This window comes from Arthrobacter sp. AG367 (assembly GCF_007828995.1).
In the GTDB taxonomy this organism is placed as follows: domain Bacteria; phylum Actinomycetota; class Actinomycetes; order Actinomycetales; family Micrococcaceae; genus Arthrobacter.
The window spans coordinates 33,696-53,516 of the sequence record NZ_VIVE01000011.1 but is presented as its reverse complement, the minus strand read 5'-3'; the positions used below and the strand labels follow the sequence as shown (position 1 = coordinate 53,516).

Annotated in this window: 21 protein-coding genes; 12 read left to right on the top strand and 9 right to left on the bottom strand. The window is 67.6% G+C overall.

Annotation, left to right across the window (positions count from 1 at the left end; translation table 11 throughout):
- Nucleotides 1–5: 5 nt before the first annotated feature.
- The 3 genes from paaC to paaA are packed head-to-tail and all read right to left on the bottom strand — an operon-like array spanning nt 6 to nt 2,283.
- Nucleotides 6–914 (bottom strand): 1,2-phenylacetyl-CoA epoxidase subunit PaaC, encoded by a 909-nt coding sequence (paaC, locus tag FB478_RS19525; protein ID WP_144601373.1) that lies wholly within the window; start codon nt 912–914, stop codon nt 6–8.
- Nucleotides 911–1,291, bottom strand: coding sequence for a 1,2-phenylacetyl-CoA epoxidase subunit PaaB (paaB, locus tag FB478_RS19520; RefSeq protein ID WP_144601372.1), 381 nt, complete (start codon nt 1,289–1,291; stop codon nt 911–913). The genes paaC and paaB overlap by 4 nt, the downstream gene beginning before the upstream one ends.
- Nucleotides 1,288–2,283 (bottom strand): 1,2-phenylacetyl-CoA epoxidase subunit PaaA, encoded by a 996-nt coding sequence (gene paaA, locus FB478_RS19515; protein ID WP_144601371.1) that lies wholly within the window; start codon nt 2,281–2,283, stop codon nt 1,288–1,290. Before paaA ends, paaB begins: the two co-directional genes overlap by 4 nt.
- A 356-nt stretch (nt 2,284–2,639) precedes the next feature.
- Between paaA and FB478_RS21200 the strand changes: the two genes are divergently transcribed.
- From FB478_RS21200 to FB478_RS19480, 8 genes are all read left to right on the top strand, one after another.
- A complete protein-coding gene (locus FB478_RS21200) occupies nt 2,640–3,665 on the top strand; it encodes a hypothetical protein (RefSeq protein WP_186447843.1) in 1,026 nt (341 codons plus the stop codon).
- Between the two features lie 106 nt (nt 3,666–3,771).
- A complete protein-coding gene (locus tag FB478_RS21195) occupies nt 3,772–4,164 on the top strand; it encodes a cupredoxin domain-containing protein (protein WP_186447842.1) in 393 nt (130 codons plus the stop codon).
- 154 nt (nt 4,165–4,318) lie between these two features.
- On the top strand, nt 4,319–5,089 hold the full coding sequence (locus tag FB478_RS19505; protein WP_186447841.1) for a CHRD domain-containing protein: 771 nt from the start codon (nt 4,319–4,321) through the stop codon (nt 5,087–5,089).
- A 269-nt stretch (nt 5,090–5,358) separates the two neighbouring features.
- Nucleotides 5,359–5,820 carry a sortase domain-bontaining protein gene (locus FB478_RS19500; RefSeq protein WP_223992519.1) on the top strand — a complete coding sequence of 154 codons (462 nt, stop codon included), beginning with the start codon at nt 5,359–5,361 and terminating at the stop codon, nt 5,818–5,820.
- A 48-nt stretch (nt 5,821–5,868) separates the two neighbouring features.
- Nucleotides 5,869–6,498 (top strand): hypothetical protein, encoded by a 630-nt coding sequence (locus tag FB478_RS19495; RefSeq protein WP_144601368.1) that lies wholly within the window; start codon nt 5,869–5,871, stop codon nt 6,496–6,498.
- Nucleotides 6,499–6,572: 74 nt separating this feature from the next.
- Nucleotides 6,573–9,218, top strand: a complete 2,646-nt coding sequence (locus FB478_RS19490; protein ID WP_144601367.1) for an AMP-binding protein — start codon at nt 6,573–6,575, stop codon at nt 9,216–9,218.
- A 169-nt stretch (nt 9,219–9,387) separates the two neighbouring features.
- Nucleotides 9,388–10,362, top strand: coding sequence for a type IV toxin-antitoxin system AbiEi family antitoxin domain-containing protein (locus tag FB478_RS19485; RefSeq protein WP_144601366.1), 975 nt, complete (start codon nt 9,388–9,390; stop codon nt 10,360–10,362).
- Between the two features lie 230 nt (nt 10,363–10,592).
- The gene (locus FB478_RS19480; protein ID WP_144601365.1) at nt 10,593–11,174 is read left to right on the top strand and encodes a hypothetical protein; all 582 of its coding nucleotides are present in this window, start codon (nt 10,593–10,595) and stop codon (nt 11,172–11,174) included.
- A 142-nt stretch (nt 11,175–11,316) separates the two neighbouring features.
- Here FB478_RS19480 and FB478_RS19475 read toward each other — a convergent pair whose 3' ends face one another.
- Nucleotides 11,317–12,198, bottom strand: coding sequence for a helix-turn-helix transcriptional regulator (locus tag FB478_RS19475; protein ID WP_043424856.1), 882 nt, complete (start codon nt 12,196–12,198; stop codon nt 11,317–11,319).
- Between the two features lie 93 nt (nt 12,199–12,291).
- Between FB478_RS19475 and FB478_RS19470 the strand changes: the two genes are divergently transcribed.
- Genes FB478_RS19470 through FB478_RS19460 form a run of 3 tightly spaced genes read left to right on the top strand, consistent with a single transcriptional unit; the run spans nt 12,292 to nt 15,105 of the window.
- Nucleotides 12,292–13,173, top strand: coding sequence for an aldo/keto reductase (locus FB478_RS19470; protein ID WP_144601395.1), 882 nt, complete (start codon nt 12,292–12,294; stop codon nt 13,171–13,173).
- A gap of 25 nt (nt 13,174–13,198) precedes the next feature.
- Entirely contained in the window at nt 13,199–14,227 is a 1,029-nt protein-coding gene (locus tag FB478_RS19465; protein WP_144601364.1) for an aldo/keto reductase, read from the top strand.
- Between the two features lie 47 nt (nt 14,228–14,274).
- Nucleotides 14,275–15,105: an oxidoreductase gene (locus FB478_RS19460; protein ID WP_144601363.1), complete on the top strand. Its 831-nt coding sequence runs from the start codon at nt 14,275–14,277 to the stop codon at nt 15,103–15,105.
- 173 nt (nt 15,106–15,278) lie between these two features.
- On the opposite strand, the gene FB478_RS19455 is transcribed toward FB478_RS19460, so the two are convergent.
- From FB478_RS19455 to FB478_RS19440, 4 genes are read right to left on the bottom strand one after another with little or no spacing between them, the layout of a single operon-like run.
- Complete coding sequence (locus tag FB478_RS19455; protein ID WP_144601362.1) at nt 15,279–15,824, bottom strand: DinB family protein; 546 nt, start codon at nt 15,822–15,824, stop codon at nt 15,279–15,281.
- Nucleotides 15,825–15,862: 38 nt separating this feature from the next.
- Nucleotides 15,863–17,248, bottom strand: coding sequence for an FAD-dependent oxidoreductase (locus tag FB478_RS19450; protein WP_144601361.1), 1,386 nt, complete (start codon nt 17,246–17,248; stop codon nt 15,863–15,865).
- Nucleotides 17,245–17,949 carry an aquaporin gene (locus FB478_RS19445; RefSeq protein ID WP_134164054.1) on the bottom strand — a complete coding sequence of 235 codons (705 nt, stop codon included), beginning with the start codon at nt 17,947–17,949 and terminating at the stop codon, nt 17,245–17,247. Before FB478_RS19445 ends, FB478_RS19450 begins: the two co-directional genes overlap by 4 nt.
- Nucleotides 17,946–18,296 carry a metalloregulator ArsR/SmtB family transcription factor gene (locus tag FB478_RS19440; protein WP_018768779.1) on the bottom strand — a complete coding sequence of 117 codons (351 nt, stop codon included), beginning with the start codon at nt 18,294–18,296 and terminating at the stop codon, nt 17,946–17,948. Before FB478_RS19440 ends, FB478_RS19445 begins: the two co-directional genes overlap by 4 nt.
- A 140-nt stretch (nt 18,297–18,436) precedes the next feature.
- Between FB478_RS19440 and map the strand changes: the two genes are divergently transcribed.
- A complete protein-coding gene (gene map, locus FB478_RS19435) occupies nt 18,437–19,210 on the top strand; it encodes a type I methionyl aminopeptidase (protein WP_144601360.1) in 774 nt (257 codons plus the stop codon).
- Between the two features lie 3 nt (nt 19,211–19,213).
- On the opposite strand, the gene FB478_RS19430 is transcribed toward map, so the two are convergent.
- Nucleotides 19,214–19,732, bottom strand: coding sequence for a GNAT family N-acetyltransferase (locus tag FB478_RS19430; RefSeq protein WP_056392797.1), 519 nt, complete (start codon nt 19,730–19,732; stop codon nt 19,214–19,216).
- Nucleotides 19,733–19,821: the final 89 nt, after the last annotated feature.

Below are 19,821 nucleotides of genomic sequence, written 5' to 3'. Positions count from 1 at the left end.
GGCTGTCACCAGCTGGCCCCGGGATGCTCGCGGGCCAGCACCTGCATCTCCGCAAGGATGTAGCCCAGGTACTCCGAGTGCTTGCCGTACCGGCCGCCGCCCGGGGCTGCGGGCACGTCCGGGACTTCCAGTTCGGCCTCGGTGAGGATTTCCGCGGTGAGGCGGACAAAGTCCTCCCTCAGCGAGGAAGGGGCGACGGCGGCACCCGCCTCAGCGAGGCGCTGCGTCAGGTCATCGTCCTGGAACAGTTCGTTGACGTACGGCCACATCAGGCGCAGGCCGTGGATCATCCGCTTGCGGGATTCCTCGGTGCCGCCGGCCAGGCGCAGCACCCATTGGGCGCTGTGGTCCCGGTGGTAGTCCACTTCCTTGACGGCCTTGGCGGCGATGGCGGCCAGGGTTGCGTCGGTGGATCCGGTAAGGCGGCGGTAGAGCTCGTACTGGTAGTAGCTCACCACGAACTGGCGGGCGATGGTGGCCGCGAAGTCTCCGTTGGGCTGCTCGAACAGCTGGACGCTGCGGAACTCGTGCTCGCGGCGGAAGTAGGCCAGGTCATCCTCGGACTTGGCCGAGCCGTCCTCGTTGGTGAACGCGGCGCCGGCGTAGGTGAGGAAGCTGCGGGCGTGGCCCAGCTGGTCCAGGGCGATGTTGCCCAGGGCGATGTCCTCCTCAAGCTCCGGGGCGCGGGAGATCCAGTGGCCCAGGCGCTGGGCGAGGATGAGGGCGTCGTCGCCCAGGCGGAGGGCGTACTCGGCGATGTCCTCCGAGGGCTTCACCAGGCCGGTGCGGACCTCGAGGGCGATGTCCTCCGGGCGCAGGGCGTTGCCGGGGGTGATGCGGGTGGCGGAGGCGTTGGAGTCGCCGCCGGCCACACCGGTGGAGATGTCGCCGTGGCCTTCAGTATGGGTGCTCACAGGTGCTTCACCCCTTCGCTCTTGGTGTAGTACGTGGCGTGCCGGTAGTCCTTGCCCTGCGGGGACTCAAAGAACGAGCCCTTGGAGTCGGGATCGCTCGCGGCGATGGCATCGGCCGGGACCACCCAGATGGAGACGCCCTCATTGCGGCGGGTGTAGAGGTCCCGTGCATTGCGGAGGGCCATGGCGGCATCCGGGGCATGCAGGGATCCGGCGTGGACGTGGCTCAGGCCGCGGCTGGACCGGACGAAGACCTCCCAGAGGCCCCAGGCGCTCTTGTCATGGTGCTCCTGCGGGGCTGGGGACGCTTTGGGTGCTTCGCGGTTGATCTTGGTGGCGGAGCTGGCCGGGGTTTCCGGGTTGCCGTGCGGGCTCATGCTGCGTATTCCTTCTGCTGCTTTGCTGACTGTTTTGCTGCGTAAGCCGCCGCTGCCTCACGGACCCAGGCGCCGTCGTCGTGCGCTGCCCTCCGCCGCTCAAGGCGCTGGGCGTTGCAGGGACCGCGGCCGGCCAGGACTTCCTGGAACTCGTGCCAGTCCAGCGGGCCGTGCTCCCACTTCCTGGTGTCCTCGTTAAAGCGGACCTGGTCATCGGGGAGGGTAAGGCCCAGGACCCTGACCTGCTCCACCATCATGCCCACGAAGCGGCTGCGGAGCTCATCATTGCTGAACCGCTTGATGTTCCAGGCCATGGACTGCTTGGAGTTGGGCGAATCGTCATCCGGCGGGCCGAACATCATCAGGGCCGGGGCGTACCAGCGGTTCACGGCGTCCTGGGCCATCTGCTTCTGCTCGGGGGTGCCGTTGGAGAGTTCGAGGAGGATCTCGAAGCCCTGGCGCTGGTGGAAGGACTCCTCCTTGCAGATGCGCACCATGGCGCGGCCGTAGGGTCCGTAGGAGGCGCGGCACAGCGGGACCTGGTTGCAGATGGCTGCGCCGTCCACCAGCCATCCGATGGCGCCCATGTCCGCCCAGGTCAGGGCCGGGTAGTTGAAGATGCTGGAGTAGCGGGCCTTGCCGGCGATGAGGTCGTCCATCATCTTGTCCCGGGACTGGCCCAGGGTTTCGGCGGCGGAGTAGAGGTAGAGCCCGTGGCCGGCCTCGTCCTGGACCTTGGCCATGAGGATGGCCTTGCGCTTCAGGCTGGGGGCGCGGGAGATCCAGTTGGCTTCCGGCTGCATGCCGATGATCTCGGAGTGCGCGTGCTGGGACACCTGGCGCAGCAGGGTCTTGCGGTAGGCCGCGGGCATCCAGTCGCGGGGCTCGACGCGCGAGTCCTCGGCGATGATCCGGTCGAAGTGGGCCTGGCCTGCGGCTTCTTCTTCCGGGGTTAGCTCAGCGGGCACTGACTGCAGGTTCTGCGCTGCCATGGTTGCTCCTATGCAAAGACCGTCTGGGACGTGCCGAATTATTTACCGACCGTTCGTTCAGGATATGCGGCAGCGCCGGACCTCGTCAAGCGTCCCCCTCCCCCTCGCGACGCCCCATCACTTCCCGCCCCCTTTCCCGCGATCCCCCATCACTTCCTGCACCCTTTCCCCAGACGCCCCATCAGGTCCTGCAAAAGGTGCGTGCCGCCGTCGTTATGGCCTGTCAACTCTGGTTTTGGCGATGAGTCCGGTCATATACTTTCCACGCCCTACCGGGCCAAAATAACGAAACATCCCATGGTTCGGCGTTCCGATGCCGGCGACAGCAATGCGCGCAGTTTCTCCGTGAAGGATGGATGCTCTTGAGACGGTTCCTTGCCCTGGTATCTGCTGTTGCGCTGGCCTTCATTGCCATAACCGGGTTGAGTCCCGGTACCGCCAGGGCTGCGGCCGGGCTGTGCATGGGTGCGCCGCCTGCCGACGGCACCGTGTACGCGGAGACCCGGCAGTTCGTGGATACGCAGTCGTGGTGGATGCCGGACGCTGACCAGGCCAACAACGCCGTCACCAATACCGGCCACCTCCACCTGGGGGCCTGCGTCCCGGAACGGGAAACCATCAGCTCGGGCAACCTCACCGTGAACGTCCGGGTGATCCTTCACGACAACCCCGGCACTGCCAATTACGTCTCCCTGGTGTTCCTGACCGCCGACAGCGAAACCGCCGTCCAGAAGTGCTACCTGCGGGCTGCCGCGGCGAACTTCACCTGCCCCGGCCCGTCCAGCACCGGCAAAGGCGACTTCACGTGCACCGGGACCTGCGAGCGCTGGCTGACGTTCTCGCGCCCAATATCGGCGTTCAAGCATTCAGGCCTGCAGGAGATCCATCTCCGCGCGTTTGTCCCTGAACCGGACGGCAACGAAATGCGGGCCAGCCTGAACTGGCAAACGGAGATCCAAAACGGCAAGTCCCCGTCCGACGCCTCACGGTACCCGTTCCTGCGAGGCAAGGGCTGGTACACGCACGCAGGGTACTGTGAGTCGTCGGTCCGCAGCGTCCCCATACCCGATGCTCCGGTGTCGGGCACCTGGGCGCCGGTAGTTGGCCTGACCACCCACCCCAACAACTCCCTCCCGGCCACCCACTCCTTCATCTCGGTCGATCCGGACTTCCATGCGGTTCCGGCCAACCCGGGGCAGGTCCTCTGGGACTCCGCGGGCGCTTTCGGACCGGAGCCCTTCGGGGCCGCTCCGATCGCGATTGACACCAGGGCACTGGCCAACGGCGTCCATAAGCTTCACCTCCGGACGTCCTGCCGCGACAACAAACTGGGCTCCACCAACTCCGGGGTCACCGTCATTCCCTTCACCGTGTCCAACTGACACACCATCCCGGAGGCCGGGGGCAACGAATAGGGTGCACGGGGTAGTTTCCGGAAGGCCCGCCATCCGGCGGGCAACGGGCGCATCCCTCCTGAAAGGTATTGCCATGAAAACTGCTTCTCGGATCTGGGCCGTCACCGTGGCCGTCGCCTTGATCGGGATCACCGGGTGCGCTGCCGGGAGTGGTAATATTCCTGCCTCGCCTTCAACTGGTTCCCCCAAATCGTCGGCGGAGGGATCGGCGCAAGCCGCCACCTCGGTGATCACGATACGGAATTTCAAGTTCGAGGTCCCCACCACAATCAAACCGGGATCGATGGTGACGGTGACGAACGCCGACAGCGCCCCGCACACGGTGACGGCAAAGGACAATGGTGGGTTCGACGTTGCAGTCGATCCCGGTGAAACCGCAGTCTTCAAAGCGCCCGACTCACCCGGGGAGTACCGGTTCGTCTGCAGCTTCCATTCCCGAATGACCGGGACGTTGATAGTGAAGTGACCTTCACAGCCTCAACTAAAAGAGCAATGGCTAGACGGAAAACTTGAATCAGGCCACATCCACACCCATCCGCGGCTTGTGCCGCCGCGAACTACCGGTGTCTCCTCTCTGGGGACGCCAACATCACACGGACGTGAATGAGGAGATTTTCCGAATGAATAAGTCACTTCGCTTTATGGCAGTCCCCACCCTTGCCCTCGCCGCACTCGCCCTGTCCGGTTCACCTGCAATGGCCGCCGACGCCTCGTACCAGTCAACGCTGAAGCAGATCAACGGCAGCGCCGGATCAGGCACCGTAACAGTTGATGTCATGGGCAACCAGGCCCACGTCGTCCTCAAGGTGTCCGGCCTGCCCGCCACCTTTATGGATGCGCCGTACCCCCACGTCCAGCACATCCACGGCGGGGCCAAGGGCGTCTGCCCCGACCCTTCTGCGGACAAGGACGGCGACAAAGTCGTCTCCACCACCGAGGGCGCACCCTCATACGGTGGCATCGTCACCACCCTTTCCACCAGCGGCGATACCAGTAAGGCAGCAGGCCTTGACCTGAAGGTCGCCGGACAGGGCGCTTCCTATACGGTGGACCGCACGTTCGAACTGAACGCCGAAACCAAGGCGGCCCTGGAATCCGGAACGGCAGTGGTTGTGGTCCACGGCCTTGACCCCGCCACCCTCAGCGCCGCAGGCCAGGCCGCCAAGAGTGACCTGGTTCCATCACTGCCGCTGGCGGCTACGTCCCCCGCCCTGTGCGGAACGCTGACGGCCGGCCAAATGAAGATGCCTGCAGGCGGCGCCAACACCGGCATCCCCTCTGAACCCGGCTCTGGCACCGACACCGGCGCCCTCGCCATCGGCGGCGGCCTGGCCCTGGTTGCCCTCGCAGGCGGAGCTTACGCCGTCCGCCGCCGGAACGCGGCAGCATAGCCAAGGCTGAACGGATCAATTCTGTGACATCAAGGAATTTCGGCCGCCGTGGAGGTCCCGGGGCCTCTGCGGTGGCCGGGGTTCTGCTCGCGCTTTCCCTGGCGGGCTGTGCCGCCGGGAGCGCCGCTACTTCAGACCCCAGGCCTTCCCCTTCCGCCTCCGCACCACAAGTTGCTTCCCCCGCGGTTACATCAACAGCACCGGCGCCCCCTGTTCCACCAGCAGCCCCTTCTCCACCAGAGGCCACGGCTGCGCCGCAGCCGCCGGCCGTGCTGGATGCCTCGCCTCCTGCTGTCCTGAGCATTCCTTCCATCGGGGTGCGGACGGACCTTCTCCACCTGGGACTGGAGGAGAACGGTTCGCTGAAAGTGCCGGAGGATGTGGGCAATGGCGCACCGGCCAGCTGGTACAACGGTTCCCCCACGCCCGGCGAACGGGGCCCCTCAGTGATCCTGGGCCACGTCAACGCCCTCGGAGGGCACAAGGGTGTGTTTGCTGACCTCCGGAAGCTGGGGCCCGGTGCCGAGGTCAACGTTTCACGGGCCGATGGCAGCACTGCCGTCTTCACCGTCGACCACGGGGCCCTTTACTCCAAAAACGAATTCCCCACCCTCGAGGTTTACGGCAACACTGCCGGTGCAGAGCTTCGGCTTATCACCTGCGACGGCTACGACCCCGCAACGGGGCTCTTCGATGACAACTACGTGATCTACGCCAAGCTCAAAGCCTGACAACAGCCGCGCACCCCGCTCCCAGGGGCCGGCAGAATTGGATGCGCCATGAAACAGCACAAGTCCTTGCTGGCCTCCGTGGCCCTATGCACCCTGCTGCTTTCCGGCTGTGCAACAGCGGCGGGATCCGTCACCGCAGCAGGCAGTTCGACGGCGGCCCCGCCGGCAACGTCACCGGCGGTGGGCCACGACGGCGGCGGCCACCACGCCCAGGGGTCAGCATCCCCGGGTCCGCCGGCGGGCGGGCCGAGCGCTGCTGCCCTGATGGTTTGCGGCGACCAGCCGAAGGAGAGGCTGCGGTCCATCCTGGACCTGGCTTCGAACCCGCACACCGTGGACAGCTGGGCGGACAGCACCTTCACCTGCACCTACCATCTGGCCGAGGGATCGCTGGTCATTTCTGTCCAGGAAACGGCGGACAAGGCATCGGCACTCAAGTACTTCACCGCAATGCAGGCCCTCGCAAAAGGCGCAACACCCATCGACGGCCTGGCAAATCTTGGTTTTCCGGCATACGAAACGGCCGACGGATCCGCCGTCTTCCAGAAGGACAGCTTCGTGCTGCACGTTGACGCGTCGGGTCTTCCCCCCACCTTGGGGCCGGACAGCATCACCCGCAACGCCCTGGCCTACCAGCTTTCGACGACGATCCTGGCCTGCTGGGTGGAACACCACTAACCGACGGCTTTACGGCACAAAAATCTTTCCTAATCCATTTGAGTTAGGTTAGGTTACCCTTCTATGGTTCTCCGGTGACTACAGAGACAAAGCTCGCCGGGGTTCCGTTCGCCGCGGACCTGGCCCGCTTCGGCGACCGCCCAGCCGTCAGCGCCCACGGCCGGTCGCTGAGCTACCGGGAACTGGCCCGGCAGGTGGAGGACATGGTCCGGGCGTTCGGGCCGGGCCGGCGCCTCATTGCGCTGGAAGCCGGGAACACCCTGCCGGCCCTGGTGTCGTACCTGGCGGCCCTGTCCTCCGGCAATCCGTTACTGATCCTGCCCGCGGGGGACTCAGCCGCGGCCGCACTGGTGGCCGCCTACGACCCCGACGTTGTTGTCAGCGCGTCGGACGGCGAAGCGGTCCTGGATGTCCGGCGGCAGCAGACCCGGCACGACCTGCACCCGGAACTCGCGCTGCTGCTGAGCACGTCCGGGTCCACCGGCTCCCCCAAACTCGTCCGGCTTTCCGCCGACGGCATCCAGGCCAACGCCGCCGCGATCGCGGAGTACCTGCAGCTGCGCCCCAGCGATACCGCGGCCACCACCCTGCCCCTCTCCTACTGCTACGGCATGAGCGTGGTGAACAGCCACCTCCTGGCGGGCGCATCCCTGGCGCTGACCGACCTCTCGGTGGTGGACCCCTGCTTCTGGGACCTGGTCCGCAGGGAACACGTGACATCCTTCGCGGCAGTGCCGTACACCTTCGACCTGCTGGACCGCGTGGGCTTCAAGGACATGGAGGTGCCAAGCCTGCGCTACATCACCCAGGCCGGCGGACGGCTGGCCCCGGACCGCGTGCGCGCCTACGCTGAGCTGGGCCGGCGGCAGGGGTGGGACCTGTTCGTGATGTACGGGCAGACCGAGGCCACCGCCCGCATGGCCTACCTTCCGCCGGACCAGGCCATGGAGCAACCACAGGCCATCGGCGTCCCGATCCCGGGCGGGTCCTTCCGGCTTGAGCCCGTCCCCGGCCTGGGCGCGTCCGAGCTGGTGTACTCCGGCCCCAACGTGATGCTGGGGTACGCCGAACAGCCGGCGGACCTCAGCCTGGGCCGGGTGGTCACCGAGCTCCATACCGGTGACCTGGCCCGCCGAGGCCCGGACGGGCTCTACGAGATTGTGGGCCGGCGCAGCCGGTTCGTGAAGATCGTGGGGCTCCGCGTGGATCTGGGCCAGGTGGAGCGGATGCTGGCGGACCTCGGGGTGACGGCTGCGGCTGCAGGCTCCGACAACGCCGTGGTGGCCGCCATCGAAGGCGACCACGACGTGGCGCTGCTCGCCAAAACCCTGGCGCAGGACCTTGGCCTGCCGCGCGCCGCCGTCGACCTTTACCCGGTGGAAGCCATCCCGCGCCTGGGCAACGGAAAACCGGACTATCCCGCCGTCGCCGCGCTCGCCTGCCGAGGAGAAGCGGACGACGGCGGCCCGGCCGGGGTTGTGGACGCGGGCTCGGATGACGTGCGGCGCATCTTCGCCGAGGTGCTGGAGGTGGACGAGGTTGCCGGGACCGATTCGTTCGTGTCCCTGGGCGGGGATTCACTGTCCTATGTGGCGGCGTCCGTCCGGCTGGAGCGGGCCCTGGGCTACCTTCCCGGGGGCTGGCACCTGATGCCGGTCTGCGAACTGTCGCCAACGCCGCACGTGGTGCCCGCCGCCGTCGCGCCTCCCGGAGTTGCCGGGTCTTCCGGAATTGCCGGGCCTTCCGGCACTGCTTCCGGCAATTGGGTGCGCAGGGCCCGGCGGAGGCTGCTCGCGCCGATGGAGACCGGGATAGTGCTGCGCGCCGTCGCCATCATCGCGATCGTCTCCACGCATATTGGGTTCTTCCACTGGCAAGGCACGGCCCACGTGCTCATGGCGGTGGCCGGCTACAACTTCGCCCGCTTCCAGCTGTCGGGGGAGCGTACGGAACGGTTCCGGCGGCACCTGCGCAGCGTCGCGCGGATCGTGGTGCCGAGCGTTGCCGTGATCGCGCTGGCCTTCGCCGTGACGGACAAGTACGCCCTGCACAACGTTTTCCTGTTGAACTCACTGGTGGGGCCGGCGGGGTGGAGCGACTACTCGCGGTTCTGGTTCGTGGAGGTTCTGGTCCACATCCTGCTGGGCCTGGCCCTGTTGCTGGCGGTACCGGCCGTTGACCGGGCGGTGCGGCGCTGGCCGTGGGCGTTTGGGGTGGCCCTGGTCCTGGTGGATCTGCCCCTGCTTTTTGGCCTGGTGGAGAGCCGGTACCCGGGGCAGGGGCCGGTCCTGTGGCTGTTCGGGCTGGGTTGGGCGGCCGCCGCGTCCCGCACCCTGTGGCAGCGTTCAGCCGTTACGGTTCTCGCCGTCCTGGCGGCTCCGGCCTCCTTCGACAACCCGTACCGCAGCGCCACCATCCTGGCAGGATGCCTCATCCTGCTCTGGCTGCCCACGCTGCGGGTGCCCCGGGGACTCCACCGGATCATGGCGCTGCTGGCGAGCGCTTCGCTCTACATCTACGTCACCCACTGGCTGGTGTATCCCCTGTTTGATTCCGTTGACCTCTTCGAGCGGGCGGACAAAGGTGTGGCCGTGCTGGCGTCCCTGGCCTGCGGCGTCCTCTACTGGGCAGGGGCCGCCCGGGCCATGGGTGCGGCGGAACGGTGGATCAAGCGGCGGCGGTCCCTCTCCCGCGCCTCGGTTGAGCCGGCCGCTGTGTAGCGGGTTGGGCGCAGACCGGTTTTCGACGCGCAGATTCCCCTGCGCAGACCGTATGTTGCGTGCGCCGGGGAGCTTGCGAGTCGAAAATGGGCGGCCGCGTCGCCGGGACTTTTCCACATAGCGGCACTCTCCACTCCTGCAGCGAAGGTGTGCCGGGCAATGTGGTTGCATGACCGATCTTCCACCGTTGCTGTTGTCGCGCGACCGCAACCTGCACGGGTTGAGTGCCAACGATCTCGCCAAACGCGTGCGGTCCGGCGCTTTGGTCCGGGTGCGGCACGGCATCTATATCGACGGCCCAGCGTGGCGGGCCATGAAGCCGTGGGAACAGTACCGGGTCCGCATCCAGGCGGCCGCGGAAGCATTCGAGAAGCCCACAGTTTTCGCCCGCCATTCCGCGGCAAGCGTGTGGGAAATCCCCACCATTGGCCTTCATCACCCGGTCCAGGCACTCACATTGAAGAACGACGGCGGCCGGTCCCGCGCCGGAGTCAGCCGGCACTTTGCGGCGCGGGCGGATTTGAAGGTGGTCCGGTTGGAGGGCCTCCTGGTCACCGACCGCATCCGGACCGTCCTGGACCTGGCAGCCTTCAACCCCTTCGCCGAGGCCGTTGTGCCGATGGACCATGTGCTCCGGCCGGATCCGCGCCGGCAGCTGGCTGCCATCACCAAGGCTGAGCTGGAGAGCGGGATGGGATCGATTTACTCCGCCGCTGCCACGCGGAGAATCCGGGCGGCCATCGAGTTTGCCGATCCCGCTTCAGGCTCGGCCGGGGAGTCCTGGAGCCGGGCGCTGATCCATGTGGCCGGCTTCGAATCCGCGGTCCTCCAACAGCGGTTTTCCGACGCGGACGGGCTGGTTGGTTATTCGGATTTCTACTGGAAGGAGTCCAGGGTTGTTGGCGAATTCGACGGCGAGGAAAAGTACCTCAAGTCCGAGTTCCTCAAGGGCCTGACCGCATCCCAGGCTGTTGTGGCTGAAAAGCAGCGCGAAAACCGGGTCCGCGCCCTGGGCTGCAACGTGGTGCGCTGGGACTGGGCCGACCTCACGGTGCCCGGGACGCTGGAACGGAAGCTGGCGGCGGCAGGTGTGGGCCGCCGTCGTACGCGCTCTGCCGTTATCGACGCGCAAAACCGCCTCTGACGCGCATATCCCTTCCCGCGCCCCGTATACGCGCGTCGCAAGGGAGCATGCGTGGCGACGACAAATATGCGCGTCGAAAACGGCGGCCGTGCACCGAAGCGGGGCCAGGAGCGGGCGGTGCATCAGCGGCTCATTTTTCCTTGTTGACGGCCACGCGACGGGGCTATGTTGGAGCTACGCCCGGGCCCGGCTGGGACGGCCACCGCTGACAGGTCTCGCAGAGGTATGTCATGAGTTATGTCCCCGTCAGCAGACGCACCATCAGGCTGCACCGTGAATCCGAGCGGTCCACGCGGCGCCTTGTTGCTGCCCTGTCCGGTGTTGCCATCGCGGCGTGGCTGTTGTCCGTGTTGCTGTCAGCCGCGGTCAGCGTTGACGGCTTTGTCCACGACGTCGATCTGGTGGTGCATGACCTTTTCCTCGTTGTGGCTTTCGGCGCCATCATCCTGGTCGACTGGCGTGGATTCCTGTGGCTGATCGGCCGGCGGACACTCGGCGAAATCATTCGACTCGATGGGGCAGCGACACCCCTGATCTGGGGTGGCCTGGCCGGCATGCTTGCCACCGGGGTGTTCCTGAGTCCGCACCTGGACAGCCCGATGACAGAGGTCAAGCTCGCGGCGGTCCTGGTGCTCAGCCTGAACGGAATCATGCTGATCCCCCTGATGCGGCGGCTCGCGCGGCTCCCTGCCAGGACTGCGTTCAAGGATCTATCCACTGGCCAGCGCGTCCACCTGATGTCATGCCTGGTGGTCTCGCAGCTCTGCTGGTGGACGGCGATCATCATTGGGTTCATCAACGCGCAGTCCTGACGCGCAAAGCCGCTGACGACGCGCACCTTCCCTGGCGCGGCCCAAATATGGGGTGCGCTTACGAATATGCGCGTCGAGGACGGATATGGGGTTCACAACCGAATATGCGCGTCGAGAACGGGTTTGCGCAGCGCAGGCTGGCTCAGGTGGCCTTCTCCTGGGCCGGAACCCCAGCCGCCGCCTGCGTAGCCGCCCAGCTGGCGAGGACCTTCAGCGCGTCCTCGGACGGGCTGCCTGGCTCGGCGGTGTAGATGTTGATCCGCAGCCCGGGATCCGCGGGGAGCTCCATCGCCTCGTAGGCCAGGTCCAGATCCCCCACGATCGAGTGGTGGAGTCGTTTGCGGCCGGTGCGGTGGTACTTCACGTCGTGCCGGGCCCAGCGGACGCGGAACTCCCCGCTGCGCGTTGAGAGCTCCCCGATCAGGTCGGACAGGTCCTTGTCGTACGGGTTCTTCCCGGCCGTGGACCGCAGCACGGCCACGATGTCGTCAGCGGCGCGCTCCCAGTCGGCGAAGAACTCCCGCGCCTTCGGGCTCAGGAAGGTGAACCGTGCGCTGTTGGGTGGGGTGCCGCCGTCGGTCATCATCTCCAGGTACAGGGCCCGGCCCAGCTCATTGGACGCCAGCACATCGCCACGGTCGTTGCGGACCCAGGCCGGCGCCGCCGTAATCGCATCGATCACCCGCTGCACGCTGGGCCGCACCGTCTGCGGGCTCCGCTTGCGCCGTGCCCGCGGAGCAGCCGTGGACGCGCGGGCCAGGTCGAAAAGGTGGGCGGTCTCGGCGTCGTCCAACTGCAGGGCGCGGGCCAGGGACTCCAGGACACTGTCCGACGCTCCGGACAGATTCCCCCGCTCCAGCCGGATGTAGTAATCGATGCTCATCCCGGCGAGCATGGCCACTTCCTCCCGGCGCAGGCCCTTAACCCGCCGGTTGCCGCCGTACGCGGGCAGCCCGGCGTCGTCCGGTGTGATCCTGGCGCGGCGGGAGGTCAGGAACTTCCGCACGTCATCGCTGTTCGTCATGGCACCCACGCTACGCCGGGCAAATATCCCAAGGGAGGGACTGCCAGCCCCTCCCACAAACCCGTCCACCCCAATACCGTGAAAGGCATGGTTATGGAACTCACGCTCAACAACAAAATCACAATGCCGGCGCTCGGCCTGGGCATCTTCCAGAGTCCCCCGGAAGAGACCACGGCGGCGGTCCAGACAGCGCTCGAGGTGGGCTACCGGCACATCGACACCGCCGCCGCCTACGGCAACGAGCGGGAGGTTGGCGAGGGCATCCGCCGCTCCGGCCTGGACCGGGCCGAGGTGTTCATCGAGACCAAGGTCTGGGTGAGCGACTACGGCTACGACCGGGCCCTGCACGCCTGGGACAAGGCCGCCGGCAAGCTGGGCGTGGAGCAGCTGGACCTGTTCATCCTGCACCAGCCCGCCCCGGACCGGTTCGAGAAGACCATCGCCGCGTACAAGGCGCTGGAGACCCTGCTCAAGGACGGGCGGGTGCGGGCCATCGGCGTCAGCAACTTCATGCCTCACCACCTGGCGCAGCTGCTCGAGGAAACCGACGTGGTCCCGGCCGTCAACCAGATCGAACTGCACCCCTACTTCGCCCAGCGGAACGTCCAGGCGGCGGACGCTGAGCACGGCATCCTCACCCAGGCGTGGTCGCCGATCGGCGGCATCACGTTCTACCCGGGCTGGGGCGAGAACCGGAAGAACGTCATGCGGGACCCGGCGATCGCCGCCGTCGCGCAGGCCCACGGCAAGACCCCCGCCCAGGTGATGCTCCGCTGGCACCTGCAGCAGGGCCGCTCCGCCATCCCCAAGTCCACCAACCCGGCCCGCATCGCGGAGAACTTCGACGTGTTCGGCTTCGAGCTTTCCGCGGCCGAGCTCGCCGCCATCGACGCCCTGGACACCGGCGTCCGCAGCGGTCCCGACCCGGACGTGGCCCGCCCCGAGCGGTTCGCCATGGTCATCCCCGAAGCCTAGAAGCCCAAGAAGAGAAGGAACCAGCATGGAATACCGCCCGCTTGGCCGCACCGGTGTGCAGGTCAGCCCCCTCTGCCTCGGTGCCATGATGTTCGGCCCGTGGGGCAACAACGACCGCGCCGACGCCACCCGCATCATCCACCACGCCCTGGACGCGGGCATCAACTTCGTCGACACCGCGGACGTCTATTCCGCGGGGGCCTCCGAGGAGATTGTCGGGGAGGCACTGGCCGGCCGCCGCGATGACGTCTTCCTGGCCACCAAGTTCTTCATGCCCATGGATGAGGACCGCCCCAACCGCCGGGGCGGCTCCCGCCGCTGGATCATGCGCGCGGTAGAGGACTCGCTGCGCCGGCTGAACACCGACTACATCGACCTGTACCAGGTGCACCGGCCCAGCCCTGACACCGACGTGGAGGAAACCCTGGGCGCCCTCACCGACCTGGTCCGCCAGGGCAAGGTGCGCTACATCGGCTCCTCGTCCTACTCCGGCTCCCAGATCGTGGAGGCGCAGTGGGCGTCCCGCGAGCGGAACCTGGAGCGGTTCGTCACCGAGCAGCCGCCGTACTCCATCCTGACCCGCGGCATCGAGGAGGATGTGCTGCCCACCGTGCAGCGGCACGGCATGGGGACACTGACCTACAGCCCGCTGGCCGGCGGCTGGCTTTCCGGCCGGTGGCGGAAGGACTCGGCATCCAGGCCCACTTCCAGTGCCCGTCCCAGCGCCCGGTTCGACATGACCCAGCCCGCCAACCAGCGCAAGCTGGACATCGTGGAGGAGCTCGCCCAGGTGGCCGAATGGGCCGGCGTCACCATGATCGAGCTGGCCATCGCGTTCGTGATCAACCACCCCGGCGTTACCTCCGCCATCGTGGGTCCGCGCACCATGGAGCAGCTGGAGTCCTACCTCCCCGCGGCGGACACCAAGCTGGCGCCCGAGGTGCTGGACCGCATCGACCAGCTGGTGGCGCCCGGCGTCACCGTCAACCCGGACGACAACAGCTACGGCGCCCATGAACTGACGGCACAGGCACGACGGCGGCACCGGGCTTAAATGCCGGCGCCCGCCTCACTCTCTAACCCCCTATGAAAGGAAAAACCATGGCAACGTGGCTCATCACAGGCTGCTCCACCGGACTTGGCCGGGCACTGGCGGAAGCCGTGCTCGCGTCGGGGCACAACGCCGTCGTCACCGCCCGCAAGGTGGAGACGCTGCAGGAGGTCACCGCCGGCTTCCCAGACACCGCGCTGGCACTCCCCCTGGATGTCACGGACAAGGCGCAGATCAGCGCGGCGGTCAAGGCGGCGGAGGATAAGTTCGGCAGCATCGACGTGCTGGTCAACAACGCCGGCTACGGCTACCGGGCCGCCGTGGAGGAAGCGGACGACGGCGACATCCGCCGCCTGTTCGACACCAACTTCTTCGGGGCCGTGGACATGATCAAGGCAGTCCTCCCGGGCATGCGTGCCAACAAGGCCGGGTCCATCCTGAACATCTCATCCATCGGCGCCCGGATCACCCCCGCCGGCTCCGGCTACTACGCGGCCACCAAGGCGGCGCTGGAGGGCATGTCAGGGTCTCTGCGCAACGAGCTGAAACCGCTGGGCATCAACGTCACCGCCATCGAACCCGGCGGCTTCCGGACGGACTTTGCGGGCCGCTCGCTGACCCAGTCCTCGACGGCGATCGACGACTACGCGGACACGGCCGGCAAGCGCCGCAAGGAACACGACACCGCCCACGGCAACCAGCCCGGCGACCCGGACAAGGCCGCCCGGGCCATCATCGCCGTCGTCGAATCCGCCAACCCGCCGGGCCTCCTGGTCCTGGGCACCGACGCCTTCGGCGCGTTCGGTAAGGTGGCCGAAGCCCAGCGCGCCGAGCTGGAGCAGTGGCAGGAGCTGAGCACGAGCACCGACATCACGGACTGAGCCGGTCAACTACCGGCCGGGCTGGCTTCAGCGACGCGCAACTTCATCTTCGCGGCTCATATTCCCCCACGCAGCCCAAATCAGGGCCGCGAAGGGGAATGTGCGCGTCGGAAATGAAGAGGCGCGTCGCAGCAAAACGGCGCAGGCCCGGTGCGAGGGTGAGTTCGCGCTACCTACCTGGGGGGCAGGGACGGCAGCGTGGTCAGGCTGAGCTGCGCGCGGTGGTGACGGTAGTGCTTGGGCGCCCACTCCAGGACGTCCCGGCGGCTCATCCACGGCATGAAATAGGGGTCCCACCCGGTGGGCATCGTCATGCCGCGGCCCAGCGCATCCTGGTTCGCGTGGCCGTACCAGTTCACGATCACCGCCGTAGTCCGGTCCATCATCCGGAGCATGCCGGCTGGCTTCAGGACCCGGCCCCCGGCCGCGCTCCCGGCCCAGTTCACCCAGTTGTACGGGCGGGCGCACGAATCCAGGAGGCGGCTCCAGGTCCGGGAGGCCGGGGGCGGCAGGTGCGAGAACAGCCCCAGGAGCGGTATGCCCGCCAGCGTGATGTTCTGGCCGAGGACCATGTGGAAGAGCAGTTGCCGGTTGGTCCACCGCGTTCCGATGGACGGGAGGTCCAGCTCGTCATCGCTGGAGCCCAGGACGATGTTCCGGAAGTCGGCCGCGATCCACAGCAGGTCCGCTTTCACTGGATCACTGTCCCGTTCCGTCATCGGGGCCTCCCGTCCTTGGACATCAGCCGGTGTTCACATCATAGGCTGGCAGGTTCGGCGGTGCGTCCGTGCTGCAGGCCCGTGGCGAAGCCGATGGTCACGGGCACCGGCGCGGACGTTCCGCAGCAGGAGTCCCCGGCGGTGTCGGCGGCGTCACCGGCCTCGGTAGGGAGGCTGGTGGAGCACACCCCGGTCTCCGGCAGTTCGAGTTCCACGGTGTCCGCGGCTTCGGTATCACCTGCCAGGGCTGCGGCGATGGAGCGGACCTGTTCGTAGCCCGTGGCCATGAGGAAGGTGGGCGCCCGGCCGTAGGACTTCATGCCGGCCAGGTAGAAGTCCTTTTCCGGCTGTTCCAGGATCCTGGCGCCATGGGCCGGAACCGTGCCGCAGCTGTGGAAGTCAGGATCGATCAGCGGGCCCAGGGCCTTGGGGGCATCGACGGCCGGGTCCAGGTCCAGCCGCAGCTCGGACAGGATGGACAGGTCCGGCCGGAACCCTGTGGCCGGGATGACCCTGTCCACGGTGAGGCTGCGGCCATCCGTTGCGTGCACGGTGACCTTGCCGTCACGGGTTTCGAGGCGGCCGGTGTGGAAGTTTGTGAGGAGCTGGACGGCACCGGTGTCGACGGCGGTGTGCAGCCGGGCGCCCAGCTGGCCGCGGGCGGGCAGCTGGTCGGCGTCCCCGCCGCCGTAGGCACGGGCAGGCGTGGCGGCCCGGATGGCCCAGAGGACTTCCGTTCCCGGGTTGGCGCGGGCCACGCGGGCCAGGTCCAGGACCATGTTGGCGGCGGAGTGTCCGGAGCCGATGACAAGGGTGCGGCGGCCGGCGAATCCGCCGCCGGTCACGTCCGGCAGGGGCCCGGTGACCAGCCCGGCGGCCCGGGCTTCCGCCTCACCCGGGGCGGGCAGGCCGGAAGCTCCCAGGGGTGCCGGCGTGGTCCAGGTTCCGGAGGTGTCAATAACGGCGCGGGCCAGGAGCTCCGACGTTTCCCCGCTGCCGTCCTGGATGCGCAGGAGGAACGGGGCGTCGTCGCGGCCCTGGCTGCGGCCCTTGTCCATGCCCTGCCGGCTGACAGCAACTACCTTCGCCCCGGTCCGGATCCGGTCCTTGAGTTCCGGTGTGGCGGCCAGCGGTTCCAGGTAGTCGGAGACGATCTGGGAGCCGTACGGCAGCGCGGTGGGGCGGGGCGCTGCCCAGCCGGCCCGTTCCAGCAGGCGCACGGCGGCGGCATCCAGGTTGTACTTCCACGTGGAGAAGACGCGCACATGGCCCCACTCACGGATGGCGGCACCCACCGTGGGCCCGGCCTCGAGCACGATGGGTTCCAGTCCGCGTTCCAGCAGGTGCGCGGCCGCGGCCAGGCCGACGGGCCCGGCGCCGATGACGGCCACGGGGAGGGATGCGGAGCTTGCCTTGTGGCTCATGAGAGCACCTTTCGGTCGGCCGCCGGGGCGGCGGAAACAGCAGCAAAGGAGGGGTAGAGGAAGCGGACCAGGAGGAATCCGGCGGCGCCGCCCAGCAGCTGCGCCAGGATGAAGGCAGGGGCCGACGGCGGCGCGATGCCGGCAAAGGTGTCCGTGACGGTGCGCGCCATGGTCACCGCGGGGTTGGCGAAGCTGGTGGAGCTGGTGAACCAATAGGCGGCCGTGATGTAGCCGCCGACGGCGAACGCCACGCGGTCAGCACGGCCCGACCGGACGGTGCCGAAGATGACCAGCAGCAGGCCCACCGTGGCAATGACTTCCCCCAGCCAGAGCGGGACGCCGGTGCGCTGGTGCGTGGACCAGCTGACGGCGTCCAGCCCGAACATCAGGTTGGCGGCCACCGTGCCGGCCAGGCCGCCCAGGATCTGCCCCGCAACCAGGCCGGCCGCCGTGGTGGTGTCGATCATCCCCAGCGCCCGTTCCACCAGGGTCACCACCGGATTGAACGACGCCGACACCGGCTGCAGTGCCATGATCAGCGCCACCAGCGCGGCACCCGTGGCGAGGCTGTTCTGCAAAAGCTGCAGGCCGACGTCGTCCGGTGACAGCCTGGAGGCCATCACGCCCGAGCCGACCACGGCCATGACCAGGAACGCGGTGCCGATGAACTCTGCCGTGGCACGCCGGGCCAGACCTGTCATGCGGCCTGCCCGCCGATCAGGGCGGCCAGGTTCTGCAGGGCCTCGGTGCGGGCCCGGTAGTAAACCCACACGCCGCGCTTTTCCCGCTCCAGCAGACCCACCTCATGCAGGATCTTCAGGTGGTGGCTGATGGTGGGCTGGGACAGCTCGAAGGCATCGTTGAGGTCGCAGACGCAGGCTTCGCCGCCCTCATGCGAGGCGACCATGGACATCAGCCGCAGCCGGACCGGATCCGCCAGGGCCTTCAGCAAGGGGGCGATCCCTTCAGCTTCCGGCAGGGACAAAGGCTCCCGGGCCAGCGGCGCGCAGCACGCCACCGCCTGGACCGGGGTCAACTCCAAAGACATAGACACACGTAAATATTTACACTCATCTATGTCTTTGGCAACCCCAACATTCCGCTGTACGAAAGAGCCCCTTGCACCCTTCTGCGCACGGGCAAATAGGATGGCACCTGGAGCTAACCGCCGCACACGAAGGGCGCACCATGATCGAGATCCTCACCCCGGCTGAGGTGGCCCGCGCCCGGGAGACCGGCGCCCTGGTGGCTAACATCCTGCAGGCGATGAAAAGCCGCGCAACCGTCGGCACCAACCTCCTGGACATCGACCAGTGGACCAAGGAGATGATCACCGACGCGGGGGCGGAATCCTGCTACGTGGACTACGCGCCGTCCTTCGGCCGGGGTCCCTTCGGCCACTACATCTGCACGGGCGTCAACGATGCCGTGCTGCACGGGCTGCCCCACAACTACGCACTGGCCGACGGCGACCTGCTGACCCTGGACCTCGCCGTCGTCAAGAACGGGATGGCCGCGGATGCCGCCATCAGCTTCATCGTGGGCGAATCACGGCCGGCGGAGAGCGTGGCCATGATCGAGGCGACCGAACGCGCCCTGGCAGCCGGGATCGCCGCCGCAGGGCCGGCAGCCAAGATCGGGGACATCTCGTACGCCATCGGCCGCGTCCTCATTGATGCGGGGTATCCGGTCAACACGCAGTTCGGCGGCCACGGCATCGGTTCCACCATGCACCAGGACCCGCACGTGCCCAACACCGGGCGGCCCGGCCGCGGCTTCAAGCTGCGGCCCGGGCTTCTGCTCGCGCTGGAGCCCTGGATCATGGCGGACACGGACCAGCTGGTGACGGACGACGACGGGTGGACGCTAAGGAGCGCCACCGGCTGCAGGACGGCCCACACCGAGCACACCATCGCCATCACGGAGGACGGCGCCGAGATCCTGACGCTGCCTTCGCGGTAGGCCTTACTCCATCCCGGCCACCGCGCTGCGGCGTTCCAGGAGCAGGGTGTCCTGCCAGTGCCCGGCCTTGGGGCCGTGGCTGATCCGCGCGATCCGTTCCCTGGTTCCCACCACCCGGAAGCCGAGCTTCCGGTGCAGCGCCAGGCTGGCCGTGTTCTCCGGGAAGATGCTGGACTGGATGGTCCAGATTCCTGCCGCCTCCGTGGAATCGATCAGTGCACCGAGGAGCAGCCTGCCCACGCCCCGGCCGTGCGTTTCCGGCGCCACGTAAATGGAGTGCTCCACGACGCCCCGGTAGACCTCCCGGGACGAAACGGACGTCACGGCGGCCCAGCCCAGAACCCGGCCCGCGTCCTCGGCGATGAGCCGGTGCCCGGGCAACCGGCCGCCGTCGAACGCCTCCCAGGTGGGCGGCTCGCTCTCGAACGTCGCCTCCCCCGTGGCAATGCCGGCGGCGTAAATCGCGTGGACGGCGTCCCAGTCCTCGGGGCACATGGGGCGGATGGTGACGGGGCTGTGCATGGGTTCCATTATGGTGGCCGACCACGGCGCTGGTGGCCCAGGCATCTCCCCGGCGGGACAGGCTGTAAATATTCCGTCAATAAAACGGC